A 20,399-nucleotide genomic window follows, 5' to 3' on the forward strand; every position below is an offset into this window, starting at 1 on the left:
GAAAACAATGCGTATCCGACAACAACTCATTGCCCGCGGCTACTGGCAGCAAGCTGGTGACGGTGGTGCGGCAGGTGGCGGCGCGGGTGGCGCGCCTTCGCCATCGAGTAGCGAAGACGACGACATCGTTGCGCTACTGAGCGATCACGCTGGCGCCGCCGGCGACGATGACGCAGCAGACGACGGAGCCGACGACGGCCAACCTGATCCTGATGCGGAAGTAGAAGGCGACCCAGCCGATGACGAAGCCACCGACGAGCAGGACGGTGAAAAGTCTGCCTCCCTGTACAAGGTGAAAGTCAACGGCGAAGAGCAGGAAGTCACGCTGGACGAGCTGCTTGCCGGCTACCAGAAGGATGCCGACTACCGGCAGAAGACCGAGAAACTGGCAGAGGACCGACGGGCAGCGCAGAGCGAGCGCCAAGCCGCGTTGGCCGAGCGCCAGCAGCTGGGTCAACAGCTGGATCGCTACGGGTTCCAACTGGAAGCCGTGATGCAGGACGCTCAGCAGGTGGACTGGCAGACACTGCTGGACAATGACCCGCAAGAATTCATGCGCCAGAAGCTGCGTGTGGAAACGGCTGAGCGGGAGCTGATGCAGGTGAATGCCCAGCGTCAGCAGCTGGCCGAAGTCATGCAGCAAGACCAGGTTCAAGCGCTCAACGAGCACGTCAAACACGAGCGGGAGCAGCTTCTGGCCAAGCTCCCAGAGTGGGCAGATGAGTCGAAGCGCAAGGCCGAAATGGGCGAGCTGCGGAACTACATGCAGAAGCAAGGCTACCGTGACGAGGAAATCGGACAGCTGTCCGACCACCGCGCGCTGCTGACGATCCGCAAGGCATGGCTGTTCGATCAGCTGCAGGCCAAGCGTGGCAGCACCGAGAACAAGGTCAAGGCCGCGCCACCAAAGGTCATCAAGCCAAGCGCGACAACATCGCCGACCGATGGCCGCAACAAGAGCATGAGGGCGCTGAAGCAGTCCGGCAGCATCAAGGATGCCGCCAGCGTCATCGAAAACTTACTCGACTAAGAAAGGGCCCATCACATGGCCGCTCCGAGCAATACCACCCTGACCTACCAGTCCGTCGGCAACCGTGAAGACCTGACCGACGTGATCTACAACATCGCACCGACCGAGACCCCGTTCCTGTCGATGTGCGGCACCACCGAAGCCACGTCGACCAAGCACGAATGGCAGACCGATGATCTGGCTCCGGCTGCGAACAACAAGCAGGTGGAAGGCGATGATGCGGCCGCTGCCGCGGCGTCGCCGACCGTTCGCGTGGACAACCAGACGCAGATCAGCAGCAAGACGGTCTCCGTTTCCGGTACGCAGGATGCGGTGAGCAGCGCCGGCCGCAAGAAGGAACTGGCTTACCAGGTGTCCAAGCGCGGCAAGGAAATCAAGCGTGACATGGAGTTCGCGCTGACGCAGAACACCACGGCGATTGCCGGCGACTCGGCTACCGCGCGCCAGCTGCGCGGCCTGGAAGGCTGGATCGCCACCAACAACAGCCTGGGCGCCACCGGTGTCGCGCCGAACCCGATCAACAACACTGCACCAACTGATGGTACCCAGCGCGCCTTCACCGAATCGCTGCTGAAAGACGTACTGCAGAAGTGCTGGAACAACGGTGGCGATCCGGACGTGATCATGGTCGGCGGCACGCAAAAGCAGGTGTTCAGCACCTTCGATGGCGGCGCCACCAAGCAGACCGACTCCAAGGACAAGAAGGTCGTTGCGACCGTCGACATCTACGTGAGCGACTTCGGCACGCTCAAGGTGGTGCCAAACCGCTTCCAGCGTGCACGCACCGCCTTTGCCCTGCAGTCCGACATGTGGGAAGTGGCGTACCTGCGCCGCTTCAAAACCGAGCCGCTGGCCAAAACCGGCGACTCGGAAAAGCGCATGCTGCTGGCCGAGTACACGCTGAAGGCCAAGAACGAGAAATCGTCCGGCGCTGTGCGCGACCTGTCGTAAAGGTCGCGTTAACCCGATGAAGCCCCGCCCCGTGCGGGGCTTCTCATTTCTGGAGAAAGGCATGTCCAAGCTTTCAGCCAACCCCATCGGGGCAAACATCGCGCTTGGTGCGGCCAGCGCCTCGGCGACCATCCCGAACGCGCTGTCCGGGCAAAAGCCCCGCTCGTTCCGGATCAGCACCAACAATGGCGCCTATGTACGTTGGGGCAAAGGCGCTCAGGTCGCCGCCGCGGGCGACTTCCTGCTGCCGGCCAACGAGTGCGCCACCATCATCGCCAACGGCGCGGACACCATTGCCGCGCTGCAGCTTGGCGCCGGCGGCGTGCTGAATGTCATTGCGCTGGAGGACTGAGCCATGAGCGACGTGCTCACCCGCTTTCACTACGACCAGTCCAGCGACAGCACCACCATTGAACGAATCCAGGACTGCACCCCCATTGCCGAGCAGACCAAGGCACTGGCTGCAGCTGGTGCCTTCGGGCACTCCGACATGCGACTGGCGGCACGCCTGCCGGCCGTGCTGGTGGAGCAGTACATCAACACCAAAGGCATCACCTTTCGCGAGTTCCTGATCAACCCGGAACACGCCCAGGCGATGCTCAATGACCCGGCGCTGGCGCACTTCCGCGTCTGGAACGGGCAAAAGGCATTTTTCGGGGGCGTGAATGGCCATCACCAATTACACGGAGCTGCAGGCGGCGCTGACACGGTACCTGCGGCGCGGGGACCTGGCGGCATCCTTGCCGGACTTCATCACCCTGGCGGAAGCGAAGCTGAACCGGCTGCTGCGCACTCAGCAGATGGAGAAACAAGCCTCCGGGACGCTCTCCTCGGCGGAATTGGCGCTTCCTGCGGACTGTCTTGAAATCCGCCAGCTGGACATTGCCGTGCCGGGCGGGGTTTTGCGCACACGCTACGTCACGCCGGAGCAGTTTGCCGAGCAGGCGGTGACGGCCGGCACGCCGGCGTACTTCACAGTCATCGGCCGCACGCTACGGCTCAACCCGGCGCCGCAGGACAACGACTACACCCTGACCTACTTTGGCCGGCTCCCTGCCCTGTCGCCGATCACCGTAGACAACTGGCTGCTGCTCACTGCGCCCGATGCCTACCTGTACGGCGCGTTGGCGGAGGCCGCCCCATACCTGAAAGACGATGGCCGGCTGGCAGTATGGAAACAGCAGTTTGCCGAGGTGATCGGCGACCTGCAGCAGGCGGACAAGCGTGTCGGCTCAGCGCAACTCACCATCAGGACAAGCTGACATGCTGGTACCACTCAACAACTTCGCGCCAGACCTCGACCCGACCACGCCGGGCATCATGGTGGACTGCGACAACCTGCTGCCGACGCTCAAGGGCTACCGCGCGGCGCCGTCGCCGGTCAGCCTGGGCATGCCGGCGCTGACTGCTGCCTGCCGCGGCCTGATCGTTGTGCGCAAGCTGGACAACACCTGGCGCATCTTCGCCGGCACGGGTGCGGCGCTGTATGAGGCAACCGGCAATACATGGACCGATCGCTCCAAGGTCGGCGGCTACAGCAACCCTGCCGAATCGCGCTGGCGCTTCGCCCAGTTCGGCAACGTCACGCTTGCGGCCAACCGCTCTGACCCGATGCAGCAGGCGCTGGACGCTGGCTTTGATGACGTGCCGACGGCACCAACAGCTGCGATCATCGAGACGGTGGCCGGCTTCGTGATGGCATTCGACACCGTGGATGGCACCTATGGTGACCGTCCGGATGGCTGGTGGTGTTCTGCCCTGCGTGACCAGGCCAACTGGACGCCGGCGATTGCCACCCAAGCCGCCAACGGCCGGTTGCTGGACACGCCCGGGCCGGTGCGTGCCGGCCGGCGCCTTGGCGCCGACATCGTCGCCTACAAGGAGCGCTCCATGTACCTGGGGCGCTATGTCGGCCCGCCCGTAATCTGGACCTGGACGCTGATCCCGGGCGAGATCGGCGCACTGTCGCAAGAAGCGGTGATCGATATCGGCACGGCGCACGTTTTCCTTGGCGCTGACGACTTCTACCTCTTCGACGGCACGCGGCCAACGCCGATTGGCGCATCGCTGCGCGAGTGGTTCTTCGCCGATCTGGATCCGGCCTATCAGTACCGCGTGCAGTCTCTGCACGACCGCACCAACGCCCTGGCGTACTGGTTCTACCCCACCGTCGGCAGTGACGGGGCGCTCACCAAGTGGGTGGCGTACCACTACAAGGCGAACAAGTGGGGGCGCGGCGACCTCGCCATCGAGGCGGCCAGCGAGTACCTGAACGGCGCCATCACCTTCGACTCGCTGGGCGACCTGTTTGCCACCTACGACGACATCCCGCCAATCGCCTACGACTCGCCGTATTGGACGGAGTCATCAGCACTGATGTCGGTGGTCAACAGCAGCCATGCCCTGCAGTCACTAGAGGGCACCGCCGGTGCCGCCTCGTTAACGACCGGCGATCTTGGTGACGACGAGGTTTTCACCACGCTGACCAGAGTGCGGCCGCGCTTCATTACAGCGCCGGCCAGTGCCGAGCTGGATCACCTGGTGCATGACACGCTGGATGCGATGCCGATCCAAGTTGAGAGCTCCGCACTGAACAGCGGCAAGTTTGACGCGCTGTGGTCTGCCCGCTGGCACCGGCTGCAAATCACCACCTCTGGCGACATGGAAATCATGGCGCTGGCGGCACAGTTCCAGGAGGACGGCAGCGAATGAACCAGCTACCTGAGCGGCCAATGCTGCCGCAGACCACAGACCAGAAGTGGCCGGAACGACTGACCTTCCAGTTGACGATGCTGCTGGCTGACATCAACCGCGCAGTCAACCGGTTGACCGGTGGCCGCATGGTGGCGGTGCTGGCACTGGATGCGGCGCCGACGGCTGGGCTGTGGGGTATTGGCGACGAGGTGCGCAACAGCAACCCGCAGGAGTTGGGCACTCCCGGCAGCAAATACATCCTGCGTGGCTGGATCTGCACCGCCGCGGGTGAGCCAGGCACCTGGAAGGAACAACGAACTTTGACAGGGAACTGAACATGGCGACGAACAGTAGCTTTCTGACTGGCAATTACCAGGCCGCCAGCGCGCCCAATACCGTTGGCTGGGGCAAGGCACCCACCGACATCAAGAACCTGCCCAATGCCCTGATGCAGCAAGGCTGGAACATGGCGTCGCAGCCCTATCAGCAATACGGTGGCGACCGTCTGGCCAACTTCTCCGGCGAGCAGAACAAGGCCATGGACATGATCACCAATCGCGCGACGAATGGTGATCCGACGATGCAGGCCGGCGCCGGGATGGTACAGAACACGCTGAACGGCCAGTACATGAGCCCGGACAGCAATCCGTGGCTCAAGGGCACCTTTGACGCGATGGCCGGCCGCATGTCTGACGCCTACGCCCGCGGTACAGGCGCCCAGACCATGGCGCAGTTCAACAACGCCGGTGCCTATGGCGGCAGCGCCATGCAGGAGGTGCAGCAGGCCAACAATACCGCCTTCGCCGACTCGCTCGGCCAGCTGGCCAACCAGGTGTATGGCGACAACTACCAGCAGGAACGTGGCCGCCAGCTGCAGGCAGGTCTGATGGCGCCAACCTACGGCAACCAGGCTTACACCGACGCCGCGGCACTGCAAGGCGTTGGCGCGGCCAAGCAGGCACAGGATCAGTCCAAGCTCGACATGAACTACAGCGACTGGCAGAACGCCAAAAACTGGGGTTACACCGGCTACGACATGTTGAGCGGCATGCTCGGCAGCTCCAGCAATGCACAGCAGCTGGCGCAGAACGCCGACCAGTTCAACCGACAGAACAGCGGCGGCAGTAATGCGGCCAACTGGCTTGGTGGCGGCCTGGGGTTGCTGGGCACGCTGGGCAGCACCAACGTTGGCGGGTCGTCGCTACTTGATCACGCATGGAACGCAATTGGCGGTAGCAATAGCGGCGGAATGAGTAATTCCGACATGCTGAGCTGGATGTTCTAAAGGGGCGCCATGATGAAAAAGACAGCCAAACAGCTGGCCGCCGCCGGCCGGGGTGGCGATACCCGCCTCGCGCACCTGACCAACGGTGAGGTAGTGGTGCCGCGCAAGGTCGCGCCGCTGGCGATGGGCCTGCTCAGCGAGGCCGGCATCAATCCAGAGCGTTATCAGGTTGGCCGCAAGTCCAACTCTCGCAACCCGGCAACAGGCTTGCTGGAATTCCGCTACGACGACGGCAGCTCGCCGGAAAGCGATGATGCCGGCGACACTGCGGACGATGCTGGATCGCAGAACAGTCAAAGCGACATCGATGCTGCCAAATCCATGATGGACACCAACAATGCCCAGCTCGGCTACGCCAAGGGTGTCGGCGAAATCTCACCCGGCACGCTCGGCCGCATGCGCGACAACATGCGCGAATCCGGGTACCGCGGTACCGGCATCAGCGACACCATGGGCAAGATGGGTGTCGGCTACTTCGACCGAGCCAAGCAGCTCGGCTATGGCACGGCGCTGGGTTCTGCCGGCGCCAGCGCGCTGAACAAGCTCGGTGCGCTCGGTGCCGGCATGCTGATGGGACCTGGCGGCGCCATCCTCGGCGGCACACTCGGTACCGCGCTCACCGCCGACACCATTGACGACTGGGGGCAGCAGTTTGCCCGCAGCGTGGTCGGCGGCATGGTCAGCCCGCTTGGCAGTGCCCTGGCCGGGTCGCAGTTGGCTCCGCTTGGCAGCATGGCTGCGCAGAAGCTGGCCAGCAAGGCTATGGATTACGCCATGGCCAACCCAACGCCCGGTGTGCCAGGCGGCCGGCCTTCGGCCACGCAAGCTGACGGCCGCCAAGGAGGTATCGCCGGTCTGCTGGATGCTGATAGCTACCAGTCCGCGCCGGCCACGGCCATGGCGGCCAATGCTGGCTACAGCTACACGCCCGGCGCAGTGACCAGAGCGGCGTGGAATCCGGTGCAATGGGGTAACCAGTACGACCCACTGAGGGGGTGATATGAACCTGATGGAATTGAACGACTACTTCCGCCGCGATGCGGGGAAGTCGCCCCTGATGGGCTTGCTGGACGACTCCGGTTACAGCCTGGCACAGCCAGAGGTTGGCCGCACTCCGGAACCCGCGGCACCAAACTTCGACTTCTCGCCGAACGAGAAGCAGAACAAGCAAGCGCTGTTCTCTTCGCTGGCCAACATGGGCGCCGCGATGCTGGCCAACAACCGCGGCAACTTCGGTCAGTCGCTTGGCCACGGCCTCGCCGCGCAGCAGCAGGGCTACCGTGGCGCACTTGATCTCGCATCGGACGAGAACGTGCAGCAGTTCAGAACTGGCATGCTCAAGGATGACTGGCAGGCCAAGCAGCAGGAGCGCCAGCGCCAGGCGGCGCTACGCCGCGGCCTGTCTGAGCTGCCACAGGGTGCGGACTACTGGAAGAACGCTGCCGAGCTGTACGCCAGCGCCGGCGACATGGAAACCGCCCTCAAGCTGCAAGAATACGGGTCCGGCGGCAAGCCCACCGACGCCCAGCGCAACTACCAGTTCCTGGTCGACAACGGCGTCGACCGGAAGCAGGCGATGCAGGTGTTCACGCCGTTCGCACCGACGCCGATGCAGTACGTCCCCGGCAGTGACTACAAGCCAGCTGGCGTGTTCAACCCGCGCGACGGGCAGTTCATCGCCACGGAGGCGCCACCAGCGGCAGAAGCGCCTGATCCGTTGGCGCCTTGGAGTAACCTGCCGCCGCAAAAGGCGGACGCCATGAAGCCGCGGGTGTACGAGCAGGCGAACAAGCAGCTGGAAGACCTGCGCAACCAAGTTGCACAAGGGCGCACCACCATGACGGACCTGAACCGCTTTGGCCAGCTCAATCAGGAGCAGGCCACTGGCGGGTTGCTGGACAAGGGGCTGCCAGACTGGATGACAACCGATGACCAGAAGCAGGAAATGCTGGCCATTCAGTCACGTCTCGCACCACAAGTGCGGCCGGCCGGCTCCGGCTCGACGTCGGATCGCGACCTGCAGCTATACCTGCAGTCGCTACCCGGCATCGACAAATCCGGGAACGTGAACAAGTCCATCCGTGACCAGTTCGGCAAAACCCTCAGCGCGGCCGAGAAAAAGCTCGCCGCCGCCGAGCAGTACCTTGCCGAGCGCGGCCACCTGAACGGCTTCGATCAGTTCTACGCAGGGCAAGGCAAGACACCGGCTGCCGGCGGTCAGCCTCCACGACAGGCCGGAGCGTCGATTCCGCCATCCGCCGTCGACTACCTGCGCCGCAACATCAAGCTGAACCCTCGCCTGGCACAGCAGTTTGACGCCAAGTACGGCCAAGGCGCTGCCGCATCAATCATGGGACGCTGACATGAGAAGCTTCAGAGACCCCGGCTATGACCAGCTGGAGCAAAGCCTTGCGCCGGATATGGCGGGGTTCTTGCGCACCATCCGCGTTAACGGCGAGCGTAGCAACGCGGATCAAGTCAGCTCCGCCGGTGCGCGCTCGGTTTACCAGATCATCCCGGAAACCCGGGCACGCATCATCAAGCAGGCCGGCTTCGATCCGTGGGCATCACCACAGAATGCCGTGCGCGGCGCCGCCATTGTGGCCAAGGATGCGATGCGCTGGGCAAAGGGCGATCCGGTGCGCGCGGCCGGCTACTACCACGCCGGCGGCAACACCGCCCAGTGGGGGCCAAAGACGGCTGCGTACATGCAGCGCACAGGGGGCAACATGAATCCGTTCGACCAGTTCGACACCAAGCAGACGCCGGTGGCCAACCCGTTCGACCGCTTCGACGGCACAGATCAGAAGCCAGCACGCAAGCCAATGCGGATCATCGACAACGCGAAGCCGGACAAGAACCTGCTGGACGAATACAGCCTGCCGGAGCGTGCCATCATCGGCGCCGGCAAGGCCGCAACCGACTTCCTGCACGGTATCGGCATCGGTGACACGCTGGGGCTGGTGCGCGGCGACGAGAAAGCGGACAAGCAGCTGATGAGCGATCCTGCCGCCATCACCGGCAACATGCTGGGGCAAGCTGGCATCATGTACACCGGCGGCAAGGCACTGCAGACGCTGGGCACCGGCGCGCAGTTGCTGACCAAGGGGCGCGACCTGACCAAGGTTGGCCAGCTGGCACAGAAAGGTGGGCAGCTACTGCAGAAAGGCGGCAACGCCGTGATCAACCCCAGCACCTACAAACAGGCGGCGCTGGTCGGCGGTGGCTACGGCCTGGTGTCGCAGCCTGGCGGCATTGACCAGCGCCTGATCAACGCCGCGGCGGGCGCCGCCGGCGGCACTGCAGGGCTGGCCCTTGGCCGAGGCCTCGGTAACGTTGGCCGCAAAGTGAAAGGCGCCTTCACGCCGTCGCAGCAGGTCGAGACCACCCTCACCACCCAGCTGCAGGCCAAGGGCATCGACTTCAACGCCCTGCCCCGTGCCATCCAGCAGCAGCTGGTGAAAGCCGGCAAGCAGTCGCGAGACCTCGGCAACCTGGATACCGAGCAGCTGGCACGGCTGGCCGATTTCGAAAAGCTGGGCATCAAGCCGACCCGAGGCTGGCTGACCCGCGATGCAAGAGACTGGTGGACGGAGAACAACCTGAACACCGTCGACAGCCAGCTGGCCGCCCGCTACAAGGACGCCAACCAGGCACTGCTGGAAGGGGTACGGGATGGCACCAGCCAGGCTACCGACTACGACCTCGGCAACCGGCTGCAGGACACCTTGTCCGGCTACGATGCCATGCTGAAAAGCAATGTGGATCAGCTGTACGGTGCCGCGCGCAACGCTGCCGGCCGTGACCTGCCGCTGGACCCGCACCGCTTCGTGAACGATGCCACCATCGAGCTGGACCAGCAGATGCTGGGCAGCAAGCTGCCGGCGGATACGCTCAACTGGTTCCAGAAGGCCACCAGTGGCAAGGAGCCGTTCGACATGGGCACCGCGCTGCAGCGACTGCAGGCGATCAATGGCCGGCTGTCCAGCACCAGCGACATGGCAGAAGCCAAGGCGCTTGGCATCGTGAAGAAGCACCTGACCGATGCCATCGACGGCTACGGCGGCGCCGGTGCGGGTAACCTGCCGCGCGCCGGCGGTGATCAGCAGCAGGAACTGGCCGCCGCCTTCCGCCAGGCACGGACCGCCGCAGCGGATCGCTTCCGTTTTCAGGAGTCGAACCCGCTGGTGGATGACGTGCTGAAAGGGCGATTCACGCCGGAGAAACTGCCAAAATTGCTTGGCAGCATGAAGGTGGACGATCTGAAAGGGTTGGCCGCACTGGAGGCCGAGCGCGGCATGCCGCTATTGTCGACGCTGCGGGACGCGGCCAAGGTGTATGTGCGGGATGCCGCAACTCTGCAGGCGGAAACCGGCGGCAGCTTTACGGTGGCCGGCCTGCGTCTTGCGCTGGATCGCATCGGGCCGGAGAAAGGCAAGATCCTGTTCGGCGCCGATGGGTGGGATCAATATCACCGGATACTCACCGCCGCCGGCAACATCCACAACGCGCCAATCAAGCCGGCAGGATCGCCGACGTACAGCAACTTTATGCGCCTTGCGAACCTGTTCCCAGGGAGGTTAGGAGAAGTGGCACGTTACGGGGTCGGCAAAGGTGCTCAAAGCATGGCGGCAAGCAAAGCATTGAACCCCAAGTTCCAGCTACCGCCGGTAGCCGGCCAGCTGTCCAGCCGGTTGCCCCTGCTATCGGTGCCCGGCCTGCTGACACTGGAGGAGGCGCAGCGCTGATCAGTCCTCGTCTGCCCTGCTCCACAGCACCCAGCGGCGGATCCGGCTACCGCGCGGCAAGTGTCGCTTGGCCAGCTGGATCAGCCACTGTTCGAACGACACGATCAGCCACAGGAAGAAGCCAGCGCCAGCAAAGCCGATGGCCTTCTGCATGAAGTTTTCCATTTAACTCCTCTCGGCTGAACGCCGGGACAATGACAAAAGTATAGCCCGCCAATGGCGGGCTTTTGCTTTTTGGGGGAGAGATATGCCAATTCCAGACTCTATCGATGATCTCGATCCGTCTGCAGCGAACAACTCGCCGGGCGGCAGCGAACCGATCGGGCCAAACCTTGACAGTTACCTGCGTGCGCACGCGGCGATCATTCGCCAGGTATCGGATGCCAGCAAGGTGGAAACCCAGATCCACGGCGCCACCAGCAAGGCCACGCCGGTTGATGCCGACGAGCTGCCGATTGCCGACAGTGAGGCATTGTTTGGCCGGAAGAAGCTAACTTTTGCCAGTCTGAAGGCGTGGGTGAAGTCTTTGGTGCAGGCCGGATTGACGATGACAGGGGTACTCAAATTTGCCGCTGGCGGAAGCATCGCATCGGCCGCGACAGTCGATCTGGCCTCAGCAACAGGCAACACAGTGCATATCACCGGCACGACTGGCATCAGCGCCTGGACCATGACCGCCGGCCAGTTCATGCAGGTGATTTTCGACGGCGCGCTGACGCTGGCACACCACGCCACGAACAACAACTTGCAGGGTGGCACCACCATCACCACGACTGCTGGTGACCGCGCTTTCCTCTACTACGACGGCACAACCGTCTACGTGTTCCAATACATCCGGGCTGATGGCACGCCTCTGGTAGGCCAGCGGATGACGCTTACGGCTGCAGTTGCGACTACCAGCGGCACGGTGATCGACCTGACCGGCTTCCCGAGCTGGGCAAAGCGCATCACCGTATTGCCCCATAACGTCAGTACCAACGGCAACAACAACTACCTGCTGCAGCTTGGCACACCATCCGGCATCGAGAATACGGGCTACAGCAACAACGTAAATGCAGTAACAGGCAGCAGCATTGTAACTGTGTCTTCTACCAGCGGAATTCTTCTGAGCGGTGCGTCTGGCACGTCAACCTCTGTTAGCGGCGCCATCCGGATGAGGCTTCAGTCAGGGAATGTGTGGGAAATCGAAGGCGACACAATTCGTAATGGCGAGGCGACTAACAACAAGACAGTCGGCAACAAAACGCTGGCCGGCGTGCTGGATCGGATTCGGCTTACCACTACCACGGCTGTTGACACCTTCGACGCCGGCAGCGTCTCTCTTCTGATCGAGGGCTACTGATATGCAGCGCATTGAATTCGACGTAACAACTGGCGAGAAGCGCGTTGTTCAACTGACAGCCGAAGAAATTGCAGAGATCCAGAAAACTGCCGCGGCTATTCCTGCCAACATTCCATCCGAGGTGACACGCTACCAGGCATTGGCTGCGCTCCACCTCGCCGGATTGCTGGGGAATGTGGAAGCAATGATGGCCGACGCCGCGACCGACAAGCTCACAGTTATTGCGTGGCAGAATGCGCAGGCATTCAAGCGCAACAGCCCGATGGTGCTGGATATGGCGCAACAACTTAACCTGACTGATCAACAGCTGGACGACTTGTTTATCAGCGCTTCGCAAATCGAATGACCCGCTCAATGCGGGTCAAATTGTTTCTGGCCCGCCACTTGGCGGGCTTTTTCATTCCAAGGGGGGAGTGATGCAAGAAATCCAGGAAGCAGCACACGCCGCGGCAAAGAGCCCGGCATCGTATGGCCTTTTGACCTACTTGTGGGTGTTCGCGCTGGCGCTGCTCGGCGGCGTGGCCGGCGCCATCCGGCGCGCCAAGGCTGACGGCAAGATCAGCATGGCCGAGATCATCGGCGAGCTGGCCATCAGTGCCTTTGCAGGCATCGTCACCTTCTACCTGTGCGAGTGGGCCGGCTTGTCCCAGCTACTGAGTGCGGCGATGGTCGGGATCTCCGGCCACATGGGCAGCCGAGCCATCTTCACGTTCGAAAAAGTGTGGTCCGCCAAACTGGGAGCGACTGCCGATGCTGACCGTTGAGAAGCTAATAGCCATCATGCCCGAAGCCCGGCCGCGCGCCGGGCTTTTTGTTGCCCCACTCAATGCCTCAATGGCGGAGTTCAAGATCATCACCCCGCTTCGTGCCGCGGCATTCCTTGCCCAGGTCGGGCACGAGTCTGGCCGGCTGCGTTACACGCGCGAACTGGGTGGCAGCGATTATCTGGACAAGTACGACACCGGCCGACTGGCGGCACGTCTCGGCAACACGCCACAGAACGATGATGACGGGCAGCGCTATTGCGGCCGTGGCCTGATTCAGATCACCGGGCGGCGCAACTACGAGCTGTGCGGCTTCGGGTTGGGTATTGACCTGATCGCGCAACCTGAGCTGCTGGAACAGCCGGAGTTGGCATGTCGTTCTGCCGCGTGGTTCTGGCACAACGAGAATCTGAACGCTCTGGCAGACAAGCACGCATTCGACACCATCACCCGTCGCATCAACGGTGGCCAGAATGGCCGGGAAGATCGGATCGCCCTGTACCAGCGGGCGCTGAAGGTGCTGGCGTAGGCCGCAGAAAGGGAACCATGCCCCAGATCATCTATCGCTGGCTGGCGCTTCTGGCCCTGGCCGGCACCCTGCTCGCCTTCGGCTGGATCAAAGGCGCCAGCCACGAGCAAGCCAAGGTCGATGCGGCCAACCTTTCGGCGACCGCAAGAGCCGCCATCGTCCGCCAGCGGCGGGCCGAGACCACAGTCCAGGTGCTGACCAAATACGTCGACCGCGTGCGCACCGTACACGTTGCCGGCGAAACCATAATCAAGGAGGTCCCCGTCTATGTCCCGTCTGATTCCCCTGCTCTGCCTGGTGGCTTCCGCGTGCACCACGATGCCGCCGCCCTCGGTGAGCTTCCCGACCCCGCCCTCGGTGAGCTTCCCGACCCCGCCCGAGTTGCTGATGCGGCCGCCGTCCCCGCTCAAGACGTTGCCGCCACTGTCGCGGCCAACTATCTCACCTGTCACGAAAACGCCGAGCAGCTGACGGCGTTGCAGGAGTGGGTAAGGGAACAATCGCAGGTGCGGTAGGTACGGAAATTTTGCGGGGCAATTGCGGGGCGCATTAATCCGCACTAAACCACATAAAGACATGAAGCCAGCAAAAGCAAAAATCCCCATCAATCCGCGCCAAGCTTGGGTTTCAAGCTATTTAGCACGTATTAATGGGGATTAGTGTTTTGTTTATTCTGGCGGAAGCGGTGAGATTCGAACTCACGGAAGGCTCACACCTTCGGCGGTTTTCAAGACCGCTGCCTTAAACCACTCGGCCACGCTTCCTTTGTGTTGCGTAGGGCAACAACAGGCCGCGATTATATTGATGCCGCTGCGTTTTGCCAAGATTTTTCCGGTACGCACCGGCTGTCATTTCGTGCTACCGGCGGCGGCGCAGAGGCCCGGTCTGCCTAGCGTATCGCCGTTTAAGGCTAACGCGCCAACTGCGCGGCCAGTGCCTCGGCGGCGCGCAGGGCCAGCGCATAGATCGACAGTTGCGGGTTGGCGCCGATGCTGGTCGGGAACATCGCCCCGTCGATCACACTCAGCCCGGTAACCTGCCAGTGCTGCCCCAGATGGTCGATCACGCCCTGGCGTTCGTCGCCGGCCATCGCGGCGCCACCCATCACGTGGGCGCTGACCACGCGGGTGCGTAGCAGCTGCATCGGCAGTGCCGCGATCATCTGCTGCGCCTGCGGCCAACTGCGGGCCAGCCCGGCGTTCTCGTGGACCGGCAGCACCGCGCGGGCGCCGGCGGCAAACTGGATTTCCGCCATCTGCAGCAGTGCCCGCCGCGCGGCCTGCCACTCCACGTCGCCCAGCACATAATCCAGTTGCGGCGAGCCATCGCGGCGCAGCCGCACCTGTCCACCCTAGCTGTCGGCGTGAAAACCGTCGCGCAGCAGCGCCAGGGTGACATTCAGGTATGGCAATTGCCGCATCAGCCGCGCGTGCTCATCCCCCAGCCCCGGCAGCGTGGCTGCAAAGATCAGCGGATGAATCGGCGGTACTTCCAGCTTGAAGCCAAGCGGCCCGTCCAGTGGCTGGGTGTGCAGGAAATGGTCGCTGTACACGCTTTGCGGCGCACCGTGATAGCCGTCAATACGCTGCGGCATGATGGCGCCGGACAGCAGTACCGGGTGCAGGAAGGTGCGCCGGCCGACCAGCCCGTACGGATCCGGCAGTTGGCTGCGCAGCAGGATGGCCGGGGTGCCGATGGCGCCGGCGCTGAGCACTACATGGCGGGCACGAACGGTGATCTGCCGGCCGGTGTGGCGAATGCCGGGGCCATCCAGCGCCGCGCCGGTGATGCCCAGCGCGCGCTTGCCGTCACGGCTGGCCAGTACCCGTGTCACCGCGACCCGTGTCAGCAGGCGTGCACCGCTCTGCAGGGCGGCCGGCAAGGTGCTGACCAGCATCGACTGCTTGGCATTGGTCGGGCAGCCGGTGCCGCAATAGCCCAGATTCCAGCAGCCGCTGACATTGCGATGGATGCGGCCAACCTTGATGCCGAGCTTGTCGCAGCCTTGTGCCAGCACCGCGTTGTTGGCGTTGGGGGCGACCTCCCAGTCGCGGATGCCGAGACGCTGTTCCGCGCGCTCGAACCACGGACGCAGTGCCTCGTCCTGCAGCGGCTGCAGTCCGTGCTGCTCGCGCCACCAGCGCAGGGTGTCGGGCGGGGTGCGGAAGGAACTGGTCCAGTTGACGGTGGTGCTGCCACCGACCGTGCGCCCCTGCAGGATGGTGATGCCCTTGTCGGCGGTCTGGCGGTTGGCCGCCTCCTGGTACAGCTGCGGGTAGGCGTCGCTTTCGCGCAGGCGGAAATCGCGGCTGCTTTTCAGCGCGCCCTCTTCCACGATCACCACGTCCAGGCCGGCCTGGCTCAGTACCTCCGCGCTGATGCCGCCGCCGGCGCCACTGCCAACGATGACCACGTCGCATTCCAGCGCCAGGTCGCGCTCGAGCGTGCTGGCATCGAGCACCTGCCAGCCGCTGGCCAGCCCTTCCTGCCACGGATCGGGCAAGGTGTTGTTCATCGCAGGAATCCTTGAATGGCGGGCGGCAGCCGGTAGCCGATGGCGTGCTGCTGGCTGGCGGCACCGTAATGGGCGGCATACACCAGATTGTGCAGTGCTTGGTAGGCGCTGCGCTGCAAGGCAAAACGGCTGTGCCGCCAGCGCTGCAGGAAGGCGCGGATCTGTTGCGGGCTGGCATCCGGCCACGCTGCGGGTATGCCGGCCAGCCAGCGCCGTACCAGTGGCTGTTGCAACAGGTCGAACAGTTCGCGCACCTCTTGCTGCAGCGGTAGCGGCAGGCTGGCAATGGCCAGCAGCACGTTGGCCGCAACGGTGGCCGGCTCGCAGGCGACGCGCTCGCCCAGCAGCGCCGGGGCCAGCTGCTGCAGCCATTGCCGGTCCTGCTCGCTGGCGACAAAGCCCGGTGCTGCGGCGGGTCGCAGCCAGTAGCCGCCGGCGCTTAACAGCACGCTGCCGGCGATACCGCAGCCGAGTAACTGGCGTCGACTGAGCTTCATCGGCCGATCATCCAGCGCAACAGCAGCTTGACGGTATGGCCATACGGCGGCGCGGTCAGCCAGGTGCCGTTCAGGCGTGACTGGTACAGCACCGGCTTCAGCTTGGAGAAGGTCAGGAAGCCTTCGTGACCATGGTAGTGGCCCATGCCGGAGGCGCCGACGCCGCCAAAGGGCAGCGCCTCCTGGGCTACATGCAGCAAGGTGTCGTTGACGGTGACGCCGCCGGCGATGGTGTCGCGCAACAGCCGCTCAATGCGCGCCTTGTCGTGGTCGAACAAATACATCGCCAGCGGCCGTGGCTGCTGCCGCAGCAGTTCGACGGTCTGCTCCAGCGAGTCGTAGCCGATGACGGGCAGCAGCGGGCCGAAGATTTCCTCCTGTCGCACCCTGCTGTCCGGCGGCGCCTGCTCGATCAGCGTCAGTGGCAGCTTGCGGGCGGCGGCGAGTGCTGCCGGCGTTTCGTCGGCGGGGTTGATGGTGGTGAGCACCGCCCCGGCAGCCTGCACCTGTGCCGCGAGCGCTTGCAGGCGCTCGTAGTGCGGCACGCTGATGATGGCGCTGTAGTCGGCATTGTCGGCCAGGGTCGGGTAGGCGCGCGTCGCCGCGTCGCGCAATGCCGCAACCAGTGCGGCCTGTTGCGGGCGCGGCACCAGCACATAGTCCGGCGCGACGCAGGTCTGCCCCGCATTCAGTAGCTTGCCGGCCACGATGCGGCGCGCAGCGTGCTGCAGGTCGGCGCCGGGTGCCACCAGCACCGGCGACTTGCCGCCCAGTTCCAGCGTCACCGGTACCAGGTTGGCCGCCGCAGCCTGCATCACCTCGCGGCCAACCCTGGTCGAGCCGGTGAACAACAGGTGGTCGAACGGCAGGCTGGCAAAGGCGCGCGCCACGCCAGCGTCGCCAGTCACGACGCGGACCACGTCGTCGCCGAGATAACGGCTCAGCAGCGTGGCCAGCAGCGTGCCGGTGCGTGGCGTCAGCTCCGACATCTTCAGCAGCGCCCGGTTGCCGGCCGCCAGTGCCGCCACCAGCGGCCCCAGCGCCAGGAACAGCGGGTAATTCCAAGGCACGATGATGCCGACCACGCCCAGCGGCTGCGGCAGCAGCCTGGCCCGCGCCGGCTGGAACCACAGCGATACCGGCCGCCGCTGCGGGCGCAACCATGTTGCCAGCTGTCGCCGCGCGTGGCGGATGCCGGCCAGCGTCGGGAACACCTCCGCCAGCCGGGTTTCCACCACGCTGCGATGGCCGAAATCGGCGCTGATGGCGGCCGCCAGCTCGTGCTGGTGCTGCTGCAACAGGCGGGCCAGGCCATCCAGCCACTGCCGACGCTGTGCCAGCGACGGGTACGGCACAAGGTTGGCCGCATCGCGCAACTGGCTCAGGTGATTGGTGAGGGTGACGGCGGTGTGTGCGGCAAGCTGCATGTGATAAGCTCCATTCTGGTTGCCGTCAAACGACTGTTTAGAGCCTGTACTCTATGCGGTTGTGTTCCATTTGTCACGAGCGAATTGTCATGTTGCTTCCGTTCTTCAATGCCCTGCGTGCCGCCGGGCTGCCGGTGTCGCTAAAAGAGCACCTCACCCTGCTGGAGGCGCTGTCGCGACAGCTGGCGTTTGGCAGTGTCGACGAGTTTTACTATCTGGCGCGCACCATCCTGATCAAGGACGAAAAGTATTACGACCGTTTCGACCAGGTGTTCGGCCACTGTTTCAACGGTCTGGCGCTGGAGCTGGAAGATCTGCAGACCGCGATCCCGGAAGACTGGCTGCGCAAGCAGGTGGAGAAATTCCTCTCCGACGAGGAAAAGCGGCAGCTAGAGGCGCTGGGCTGGGACAAGCTGATGCAGACGCTGCGCGAGCGCCTTGCCGAGCAGAAGGAACGGCATCAGGGTGGCAACAAGTGGATCGGCACCGGCGGTACCAGTCCGTTCGGTGCTTATGGTTATCACCCGGAAGGTGTCCGTATCGGGCAGCAGGCGTCGCGCCACCGGCGCGCGGTCAAGGTGTGGGATCAGCGCGAGTTCCGCAATTTTGACGACCAGGTCGAGCTGGGTACGCGCAACATCAAGGTGGCGTTGCGCCGCCTGCGCCAGTTCGCGCGCGAAGGCGCCGCCGAGGTGCTGGATCTGGATGCCACCATCGCCGCGACCGCGCGCAACGCCGGCTTCCTCGATCTGCAGATGGTGCCGGAGCTGCGCAATACGGTGAAGCTGCTGGTGCTGTTCGATGTCGGCGGCTCAATGGACGACCACATCCGCGCCTGCGAGGAGCTGTTCTCGGCGGTGCGCAGCGAGTTCAAGCATCTGGAGTATTACTACTTCCACAACTGCGTCTACGAAGGGGTGTGGAAAGACAATGCCCGCCGCCACGGCCAGAAACTGTCGACCTGGGACCTGATCCACACCTTTGGCAGCGACTACAAGCTGATCTTCGTCGGCGATGCCAGCATGAGCCCGTACGAGATCGTCTACCCCGGCGGCAGTGTCGAGCACATGAATGAGGAATCCGGCGAGGTGTGGCTGCGCCGCCTGCTGGCGCAGTTCAGGCACGCGGTGTGGCTGAATCCGATGCCGCAGGAACACTGGGGCTACACCCAGTCCATCGGCCTGATCCGGCAGCTGCTGCAGGAGCGCATGTATCCGCTGACGGTGGAAGGCATCGACAGCGCGATGCGCCAGCTACGCCACAGCGTCAGCTAGCGCCGTCGCTTGCGGCCAACGTTTTCTCGATGCGCCGCGCAAACACCGTCATTTCCTTTGCGGCCTGCTTGTCGCCGCGCTGCTCGGCCACCGCGATGCCGTCACGGTAGGCCTGTAGCGCCTGTTGCGGCTCACCGCCGGCCAGCAGGGCCTTGCCCAGCAGTTTCCACGCTGCGGAATAATCGTGCTGGAAGGCCAGCGCCGCCCTCGCCTCGCGTATCGCCTGCGGCCACTGTTCCAGGCGGGCGTATTCATTGGCCAGGCCGAAGCGCAGTAGTGCGCCGTCGCGCGGGCCGTCGACCAGTTTTTGCAGGCGTTGCAGGGCTTCGTCGTTCATATCGGGGACTCCGGGTGCGGGTTGAGGGCGGCGCGGCTTCGCGACGACCATGGTTTCATGTTATAAGCTGGCGCCGCTATTGGCTGCCGGCATTTACAATGACAGCCTATTGCCAGTCGTCGGCGCCTGCCTCTAGACTGCGGAAACGTCATATTCCTGAAAGGAAAGCTACCCATGTTGCACAGTTTCCTTTCCTCATGCCAGTCGCGACGCTGGCCGGCCCTGCTGCTGGGTGTGCTGTTGGGCTTGCCGCCACTTGCCAATGCGGCGTGCACGCGGCTGGTGGCCTCCGGCAATCCCGAGTATCCGCCCTTTCTGTGGCAAGACCCGAAAAACGACAGCAAGCTGATCGGCGCCAATGCCGAGCTGATGCAACTGGTCGCCCGCGAGATCGGCATCCCGATCGAGGTGCGCTATGTCGGGCCGTGGGGCCGGGTGCAGGAGAGTGCGCGCAACGGCCGCATCGACCTGATCGCCGGCGCCTTCCTGACGCAGCCGCGGCTGACCTACCTGCGCTACCTGCAGCCGGTTATCCGCGATACGCAGACCCTGATCTGGACACGGCAGCAGCACCCGCTGCAATACCAGCGCTGGGAAGACCTGCAGGGGCAGGAAGGCATCACCGTGGTCAACAACAGTTTTGGCCAGGCTTTCGACCAGTTTGCCGCGATCAACCTCAAGCTGCAGCAGGTCGGCAGCGTCAAGAACGCGCTGCAGATGCTGAGCCTGGGGCGCGCCGACTACCTGATTTACGAGGATGCGCCGGGTCTTGCCTATGCCGCCAGTCTCAATATCAGGGGCTTGCGTGCATCCACGGTGCCGGTCAGTCGCGAAAAACTGTACCTGACCGTGGCGCTGGCTTCCGCCTGCAATAACGAGCAGCTGGCGGAGCGCCTGTCGCGGGCGATGAAAAAACTCAGCGACGACCGGGTGATGGACGCGCTGGTGGAGAAGTACCTGCGCGTGTGGCAGGCGCAGAGCAGTGCCGCGCGCCGGCCCGGCTGAA

At 63.9% G+C, this 20,399-nt stretch carries 23 protein-coding genes and 1 tRNA gene; 17 read left to right on the forward strand and 7 right to left on the reverse strand.

Going from position 1 to position 20,399, the window contains the following annotated elements; all coding sequences use genetic code 11:
- Positions 1 to 7: 7 nt before the first annotated feature.
- From C8E02_RS04855 to C8E02_RS04900, 10 genes are all read left to right on the forward strand, one after another.
- Entirely contained in the window at positions 8 to 1,030 is a 1,023-nt protein-coding gene (locus tag C8E02_RS04855; RefSeq protein WP_120809864.1) for a hypothetical protein, read from the forward strand.
- Positions 1,031 to 1,045: 15 nt separating this feature from the next.
- A complete protein-coding gene (locus C8E02_RS04860; RefSeq protein WP_120809865.1) occupies positions 1,046 to 1,981 on the forward strand; it encodes a DUF5309 domain-containing protein in 936 nt (311 codons plus the stop codon).
- A 61-nt stretch (positions 1,982 to 2,042) separates the two neighbouring features.
- Positions 2,043 to 2,333, forward strand: a complete 291-nt coding sequence (locus C8E02_RS04865) for a hypothetical protein (protein ID WP_120809866.1) — start codon at positions 2,043 to 2,045, stop codon at positions 2,331 to 2,333.
- A 313-nt stretch (positions 2,334 to 2,646) separates the two neighbouring features.
- On the forward strand, positions 2,647 to 3,243 hold the full coding sequence (locus C8E02_RS04870; RefSeq protein ID WP_120809867.1) for a phage adaptor protein: 597 nt from the start codon (positions 2,647 to 2,649) through the stop codon (positions 3,241 to 3,243).
- A gap of 1 nt (position 3,244) precedes the next feature.
- Positions 3,245 to 4,693, forward strand: coding sequence for a hypothetical protein (locus C8E02_RS04875; protein ID WP_120809868.1), 1,449 nt, complete (start codon positions 3,245 to 3,247; stop codon positions 4,691 to 4,693).
- Positions 4,694 to 4,713: 20 nt separating this feature from the next.
- Complete coding sequence (locus tag C8E02_RS04880; protein ID WP_120809869.1) at positions 4,714 to 5,010, forward strand: hypothetical protein; 297 nt, start codon at positions 4,714 to 4,716, stop codon at positions 5,008 to 5,010.
- Positions 5,011 to 5,012: 2 nt separating this feature from the next.
- Positions 5,013 to 5,960: a hypothetical protein gene (locus C8E02_RS04885; RefSeq protein ID WP_120809870.1), complete on the forward strand. Its 948-nt coding sequence runs from the start codon at positions 5,013 to 5,015 to the stop codon at positions 5,958 to 5,960.
- 9 nt (positions 5,961 to 5,969) lie between these two features.
- Positions 5,970 to 6,959 carry a hypothetical protein gene (locus C8E02_RS04890; RefSeq protein ID WP_120809871.1) on the forward strand — a complete coding sequence of 330 codons (990 nt, stop codon included), beginning with the start codon at positions 5,970 to 5,972 and terminating at the stop codon, positions 6,957 to 6,959.
- A gap of 1 nt (position 6,960) precedes the next feature.
- On the forward strand, positions 6,961 to 8,322 hold the full coding sequence (locus C8E02_RS04895) for a hypothetical protein (RefSeq protein WP_120809872.1): 1,362 nt from the start codon (positions 6,961 to 6,963) through the stop codon (positions 8,320 to 8,322).
- A gap of 1 nt (position 8,323) precedes the next feature.
- Positions 8,324 to 10,708: a lysozyme family protein gene (locus C8E02_RS04900; protein ID WP_147424446.1), complete on the forward strand. Its 2,385-nt coding sequence runs from the start codon at positions 8,324 to 8,326 to the stop codon at positions 10,706 to 10,708.
- On the opposite strand, the gene C8E02_RS17375 is transcribed toward C8E02_RS04900, so the two are convergent.
- Positions 10,709 to 10,873, reverse strand: coding sequence for a hypothetical protein (locus C8E02_RS17375; protein ID WP_156167977.1), 165 nt, complete (start codon positions 10,871 to 10,873; stop codon positions 10,709 to 10,711). It lies immediately after the preceding gene.
- Between the two features lie 82 nt (positions 10,874 to 10,955).
- Between C8E02_RS17375 and C8E02_RS04905 the strand changes: the two genes are divergently transcribed.
- The 5 genes from C8E02_RS04905 to C8E02_RS04925 all read left to right on the forward strand — a co-directional run bounded on the left by C8E02_RS04905 (position 10,956) and on the right by C8E02_RS04925 (position 13,858).
- Positions 10,956 to 12,050, forward strand: coding sequence for a hypothetical protein (locus C8E02_RS04905; RefSeq protein WP_120809874.1), 1,095 nt, complete (start codon positions 10,956 to 10,958; stop codon positions 12,048 to 12,050).
- A 1-nt stretch (position 12,051) separates the two neighbouring features.
- Entirely contained in the window at positions 12,052 to 12,396 is a 345-nt protein-coding gene (locus tag C8E02_RS04910; RefSeq protein WP_047966435.1) for a hypothetical protein, read from the forward strand.
- 70 nt (positions 12,397 to 12,466) lie between these two features.
- A complete protein-coding gene (locus C8E02_RS04915; RefSeq protein WP_120809875.1) occupies positions 12,467 to 12,814 on the forward strand; it encodes a phage holin family protein in 348 nt (115 codons plus the stop codon).
- Positions 12,801 to 13,343 (forward strand): glycoside hydrolase family 19 protein, encoded by a 543-nt coding sequence (locus C8E02_RS04920; protein ID WP_120810097.1) that lies wholly within the window; start codon positions 12,801 to 12,803, stop codon positions 13,341 to 13,343. Before C8E02_RS04915 ends, C8E02_RS04920 begins: the two co-directional genes overlap by 14 nt.
- A gap of 17 nt (positions 13,344 to 13,360) precedes the next feature.
- Positions 13,361 to 13,858 (forward strand): hypothetical protein, encoded by a 498-nt coding sequence (locus C8E02_RS04925; protein WP_120809876.1) that lies wholly within the window; start codon positions 13,361 to 13,363, stop codon positions 13,856 to 13,858.
- A 159-nt stretch (positions 13,859 to 14,017) separates the two neighbouring features.
- On the opposite strand, the gene C8E02_RS04930 is transcribed toward C8E02_RS04925, so the two are convergent.
- From C8E02_RS04930 to C8E02_RS04945, 5 genes are all read right to left on the reverse strand, one after another.
- Positions 14,018 to 14,107 (reverse strand) — tRNA-Ser (locus C8E02_RS04930).
- 146 nt (positions 14,108 to 14,253) lie between these two features.
- On the reverse strand, positions 14,254 to 14,685 hold the full coding sequence (locus C8E02_RS17600; protein ID WP_245961068.1) for a GMC family oxidoreductase: 432 nt from the start codon (positions 14,683 to 14,685) through the stop codon (positions 14,254 to 14,256).
- Positions 14,686 to 14,694: 9 nt separating this feature from the next.
- Entirely contained in the window at positions 14,695 to 15,858 is a 1,164-nt protein-coding gene (locus tag C8E02_RS04935; RefSeq protein WP_245961069.1) for a GMC family oxidoreductase N-terminal domain-containing protein, read from the reverse strand.
- Positions 15,855 to 16,355, reverse strand: coding sequence for a hypothetical protein (locus C8E02_RS04940; protein WP_120809877.1), 501 nt, complete (start codon positions 16,353 to 16,355; stop codon positions 15,855 to 15,857). The genes C8E02_RS04935 and C8E02_RS04940 overlap by 4 nt, the downstream gene beginning before the upstream one ends.
- Positions 16,352 to 17,782, reverse strand: a complete 1,431-nt coding sequence (locus C8E02_RS04945; RefSeq protein ID WP_120809878.1) for a coniferyl aldehyde dehydrogenase — start codon at positions 17,780 to 17,782, stop codon at positions 16,352 to 16,354. The genes C8E02_RS04940 and C8E02_RS04945 overlap by 4 nt, the downstream gene beginning before the upstream one ends.
- An 89-nt stretch (positions 17,783 to 17,871) precedes the next feature.
- On the opposite strand from C8E02_RS04945, the gene C8E02_RS04950 reads away from it, so the two are divergent.
- Positions 17,872 to 19,056 carry a vWA domain-containing protein gene (locus C8E02_RS04950; protein WP_120809879.1) on the forward strand — a complete coding sequence of 395 codons (1,185 nt, stop codon included), beginning with the start codon at positions 17,872 to 17,874 and terminating at the stop codon, positions 19,054 to 19,056.
- Here the strand turns inward: C8E02_RS04950 and C8E02_RS04955 are convergent.
- Positions 19,049 to 19,393 (reverse strand): hypothetical protein, encoded by a 345-nt coding sequence (locus C8E02_RS04955; RefSeq protein WP_120809880.1) that lies wholly within the window; start codon positions 19,391 to 19,393, stop codon positions 19,049 to 19,051. The genes C8E02_RS04950 and C8E02_RS04955 overlap by 8 nt on opposite strands.
- 174 nt (positions 19,394 to 19,567) lie before the next feature.
- On the opposite strand from C8E02_RS04955, the gene C8E02_RS04960 reads away from it, so the two are divergent.
- Positions 19,568 to 20,398, forward strand: coding sequence for a substrate-binding periplasmic protein (locus C8E02_RS04960; RefSeq protein ID WP_120809881.1), 831 nt, complete (start codon positions 19,568 to 19,570; stop codon positions 20,396 to 20,398).
- Position 20,399: the final 1 nt, after the last annotated feature.

Source organism: Vogesella indigofera, assembly GCF_003633895.1.
Lineage (GTDB): Bacteria > Pseudomonadota > Gammaproteobacteria > Burkholderiales > Chromobacteriaceae > Vogesella > Vogesella indigofera.

Excerpts from the sequence above, each read along its gene's own strand:
- C8E02_RS04855 (WP_120809864.1), top strand. The coding sequence starts at position 8 with ATGCGTATCCGACAACAACTCATTGCCCGCGGCTACTGGCAGCAAGCT.
- C8E02_RS04860 (WP_120809865.1), top strand. The coding sequence starts at position 1,046 with ATGGCCGCTCCGAGCAATACCACCCTGACCTACCAGTCCGTCGGCAAC.
- C8E02_RS04865 (WP_120809866.1), top strand. The coding sequence starts at position 2,043 with ATGTCCAAGCTTTCAGCCAACCCCATCGGGGCAAACATCGCGCTTGGT.
- C8E02_RS04870 (WP_120809867.1), top strand. The coding sequence starts at position 2,647 with ATGGCCATCACCAATTACACGGAGCTGCAGGCGGCGCTGACACGGTAC.
- C8E02_RS04875 (WP_120809868.1), top strand. The coding sequence starts at position 3,245 with ATGCTGGTACCACTCAACAACTTCGCGCCAGACCTCGACCCGACCACG.
- C8E02_RS04880 (WP_120809869.1), top strand. The coding sequence starts at position 4,714 with ATGCTGCCGCAGACCACAGACCAGAAGTGGCCGGAACGACTGACCTTC.
- C8E02_RS04885 (WP_120809870.1), top strand. The coding sequence starts at position 5,013 with ATGGCGACGAACAGTAGCTTTCTGACTGGCAATTACCAGGCCGCCAGC.
- C8E02_RS04890 (WP_120809871.1), top strand. The coding sequence starts at position 5,970 with ATGATGAAAAAGACAGCCAAACAGCTGGCCGCCGCCGGCCGGGGTGGC.
- C8E02_RS04895 (WP_120809872.1), top strand. The coding sequence starts at position 6,961 with ATGAACCTGATGGAATTGAACGACTACTTCCGCCGCGATGCGGGGAAG.
- C8E02_RS04900 (WP_147424446.1), top strand. The coding sequence starts at position 8,324 with ATGAGAAGCTTCAGAGACCCCGGCTATGACCAGCTGGAGCAAAGCCTT.
- C8E02_RS17375 (WP_156167977.1), bottom strand. The coding sequence starts at position 10,873 with ATGGAAAACTTCATGCAGAAGGCCATCGGCTTTGCTGGCGCTGGCTTC.
- C8E02_RS04905 (WP_120809874.1), top strand. The coding sequence starts at position 10,956 with ATGCCAATTCCAGACTCTATCGATGATCTCGATCCGTCTGCAGCGAAC.
- C8E02_RS04910 (WP_047966435.1), top strand. The coding sequence starts at position 12,052 with ATGCAGCGCATTGAATTCGACGTAACAACTGGCGAGAAGCGCGTTGTT.
- C8E02_RS04915 (WP_120809875.1), top strand. The coding sequence starts at position 12,467 with ATGCAAGAAATCCAGGAAGCAGCACACGCCGCGGCAAAGAGCCCGGCA.
- C8E02_RS04920 (WP_120810097.1), top strand. The coding sequence starts at position 12,801 with ATGCTGACCGTTGAGAAGCTAATAGCCATCATGCCCGAAGCCCGGCCG.
- C8E02_RS04925 (WP_120809876.1), top strand. The coding sequence starts at position 13,361 with ATGCCCCAGATCATCTATCGCTGGCTGGCGCTTCTGGCCCTGGCCGGC.
- C8E02_RS04935 (WP_245961069.1), bottom strand. The coding sequence starts at position 15,858 with ATGAACAACACCTTGCCCGATCCGTGGCAGGAAGGGCTGGCCAGCGGC.
- C8E02_RS04940 (WP_120809877.1), bottom strand. The coding sequence starts at position 16,355 with ATGAAGCTCAGTCGACGCCAGTTACTCGGCTGCGGTATCGCCGGCAGC.
- C8E02_RS04945 (WP_120809878.1), bottom strand. The coding sequence starts at position 17,782 with ATGCAGCTTGCCGCACACACCGCCGTCACCCTCACCAATCACCTGAGC.
- C8E02_RS04950 (WP_120809879.1), top strand. The coding sequence starts at position 17,872 with ATGTTGCTTCCGTTCTTCAATGCCCTGCGTGCCGCCGGGCTGCCGGTG.
- C8E02_RS04955 (WP_120809880.1), bottom strand. The coding sequence starts at position 19,393 with ATGAACGACGAAGCCCTGCAACGCCTGCAAAAACTGGTCGACGGCCCG.
- C8E02_RS04960 (WP_120809881.1), top strand. The coding sequence starts at position 19,568 with ATGTTGCACAGTTTCCTTTCCTCATGCCAGTCGCGACGCTGGCCGGCC.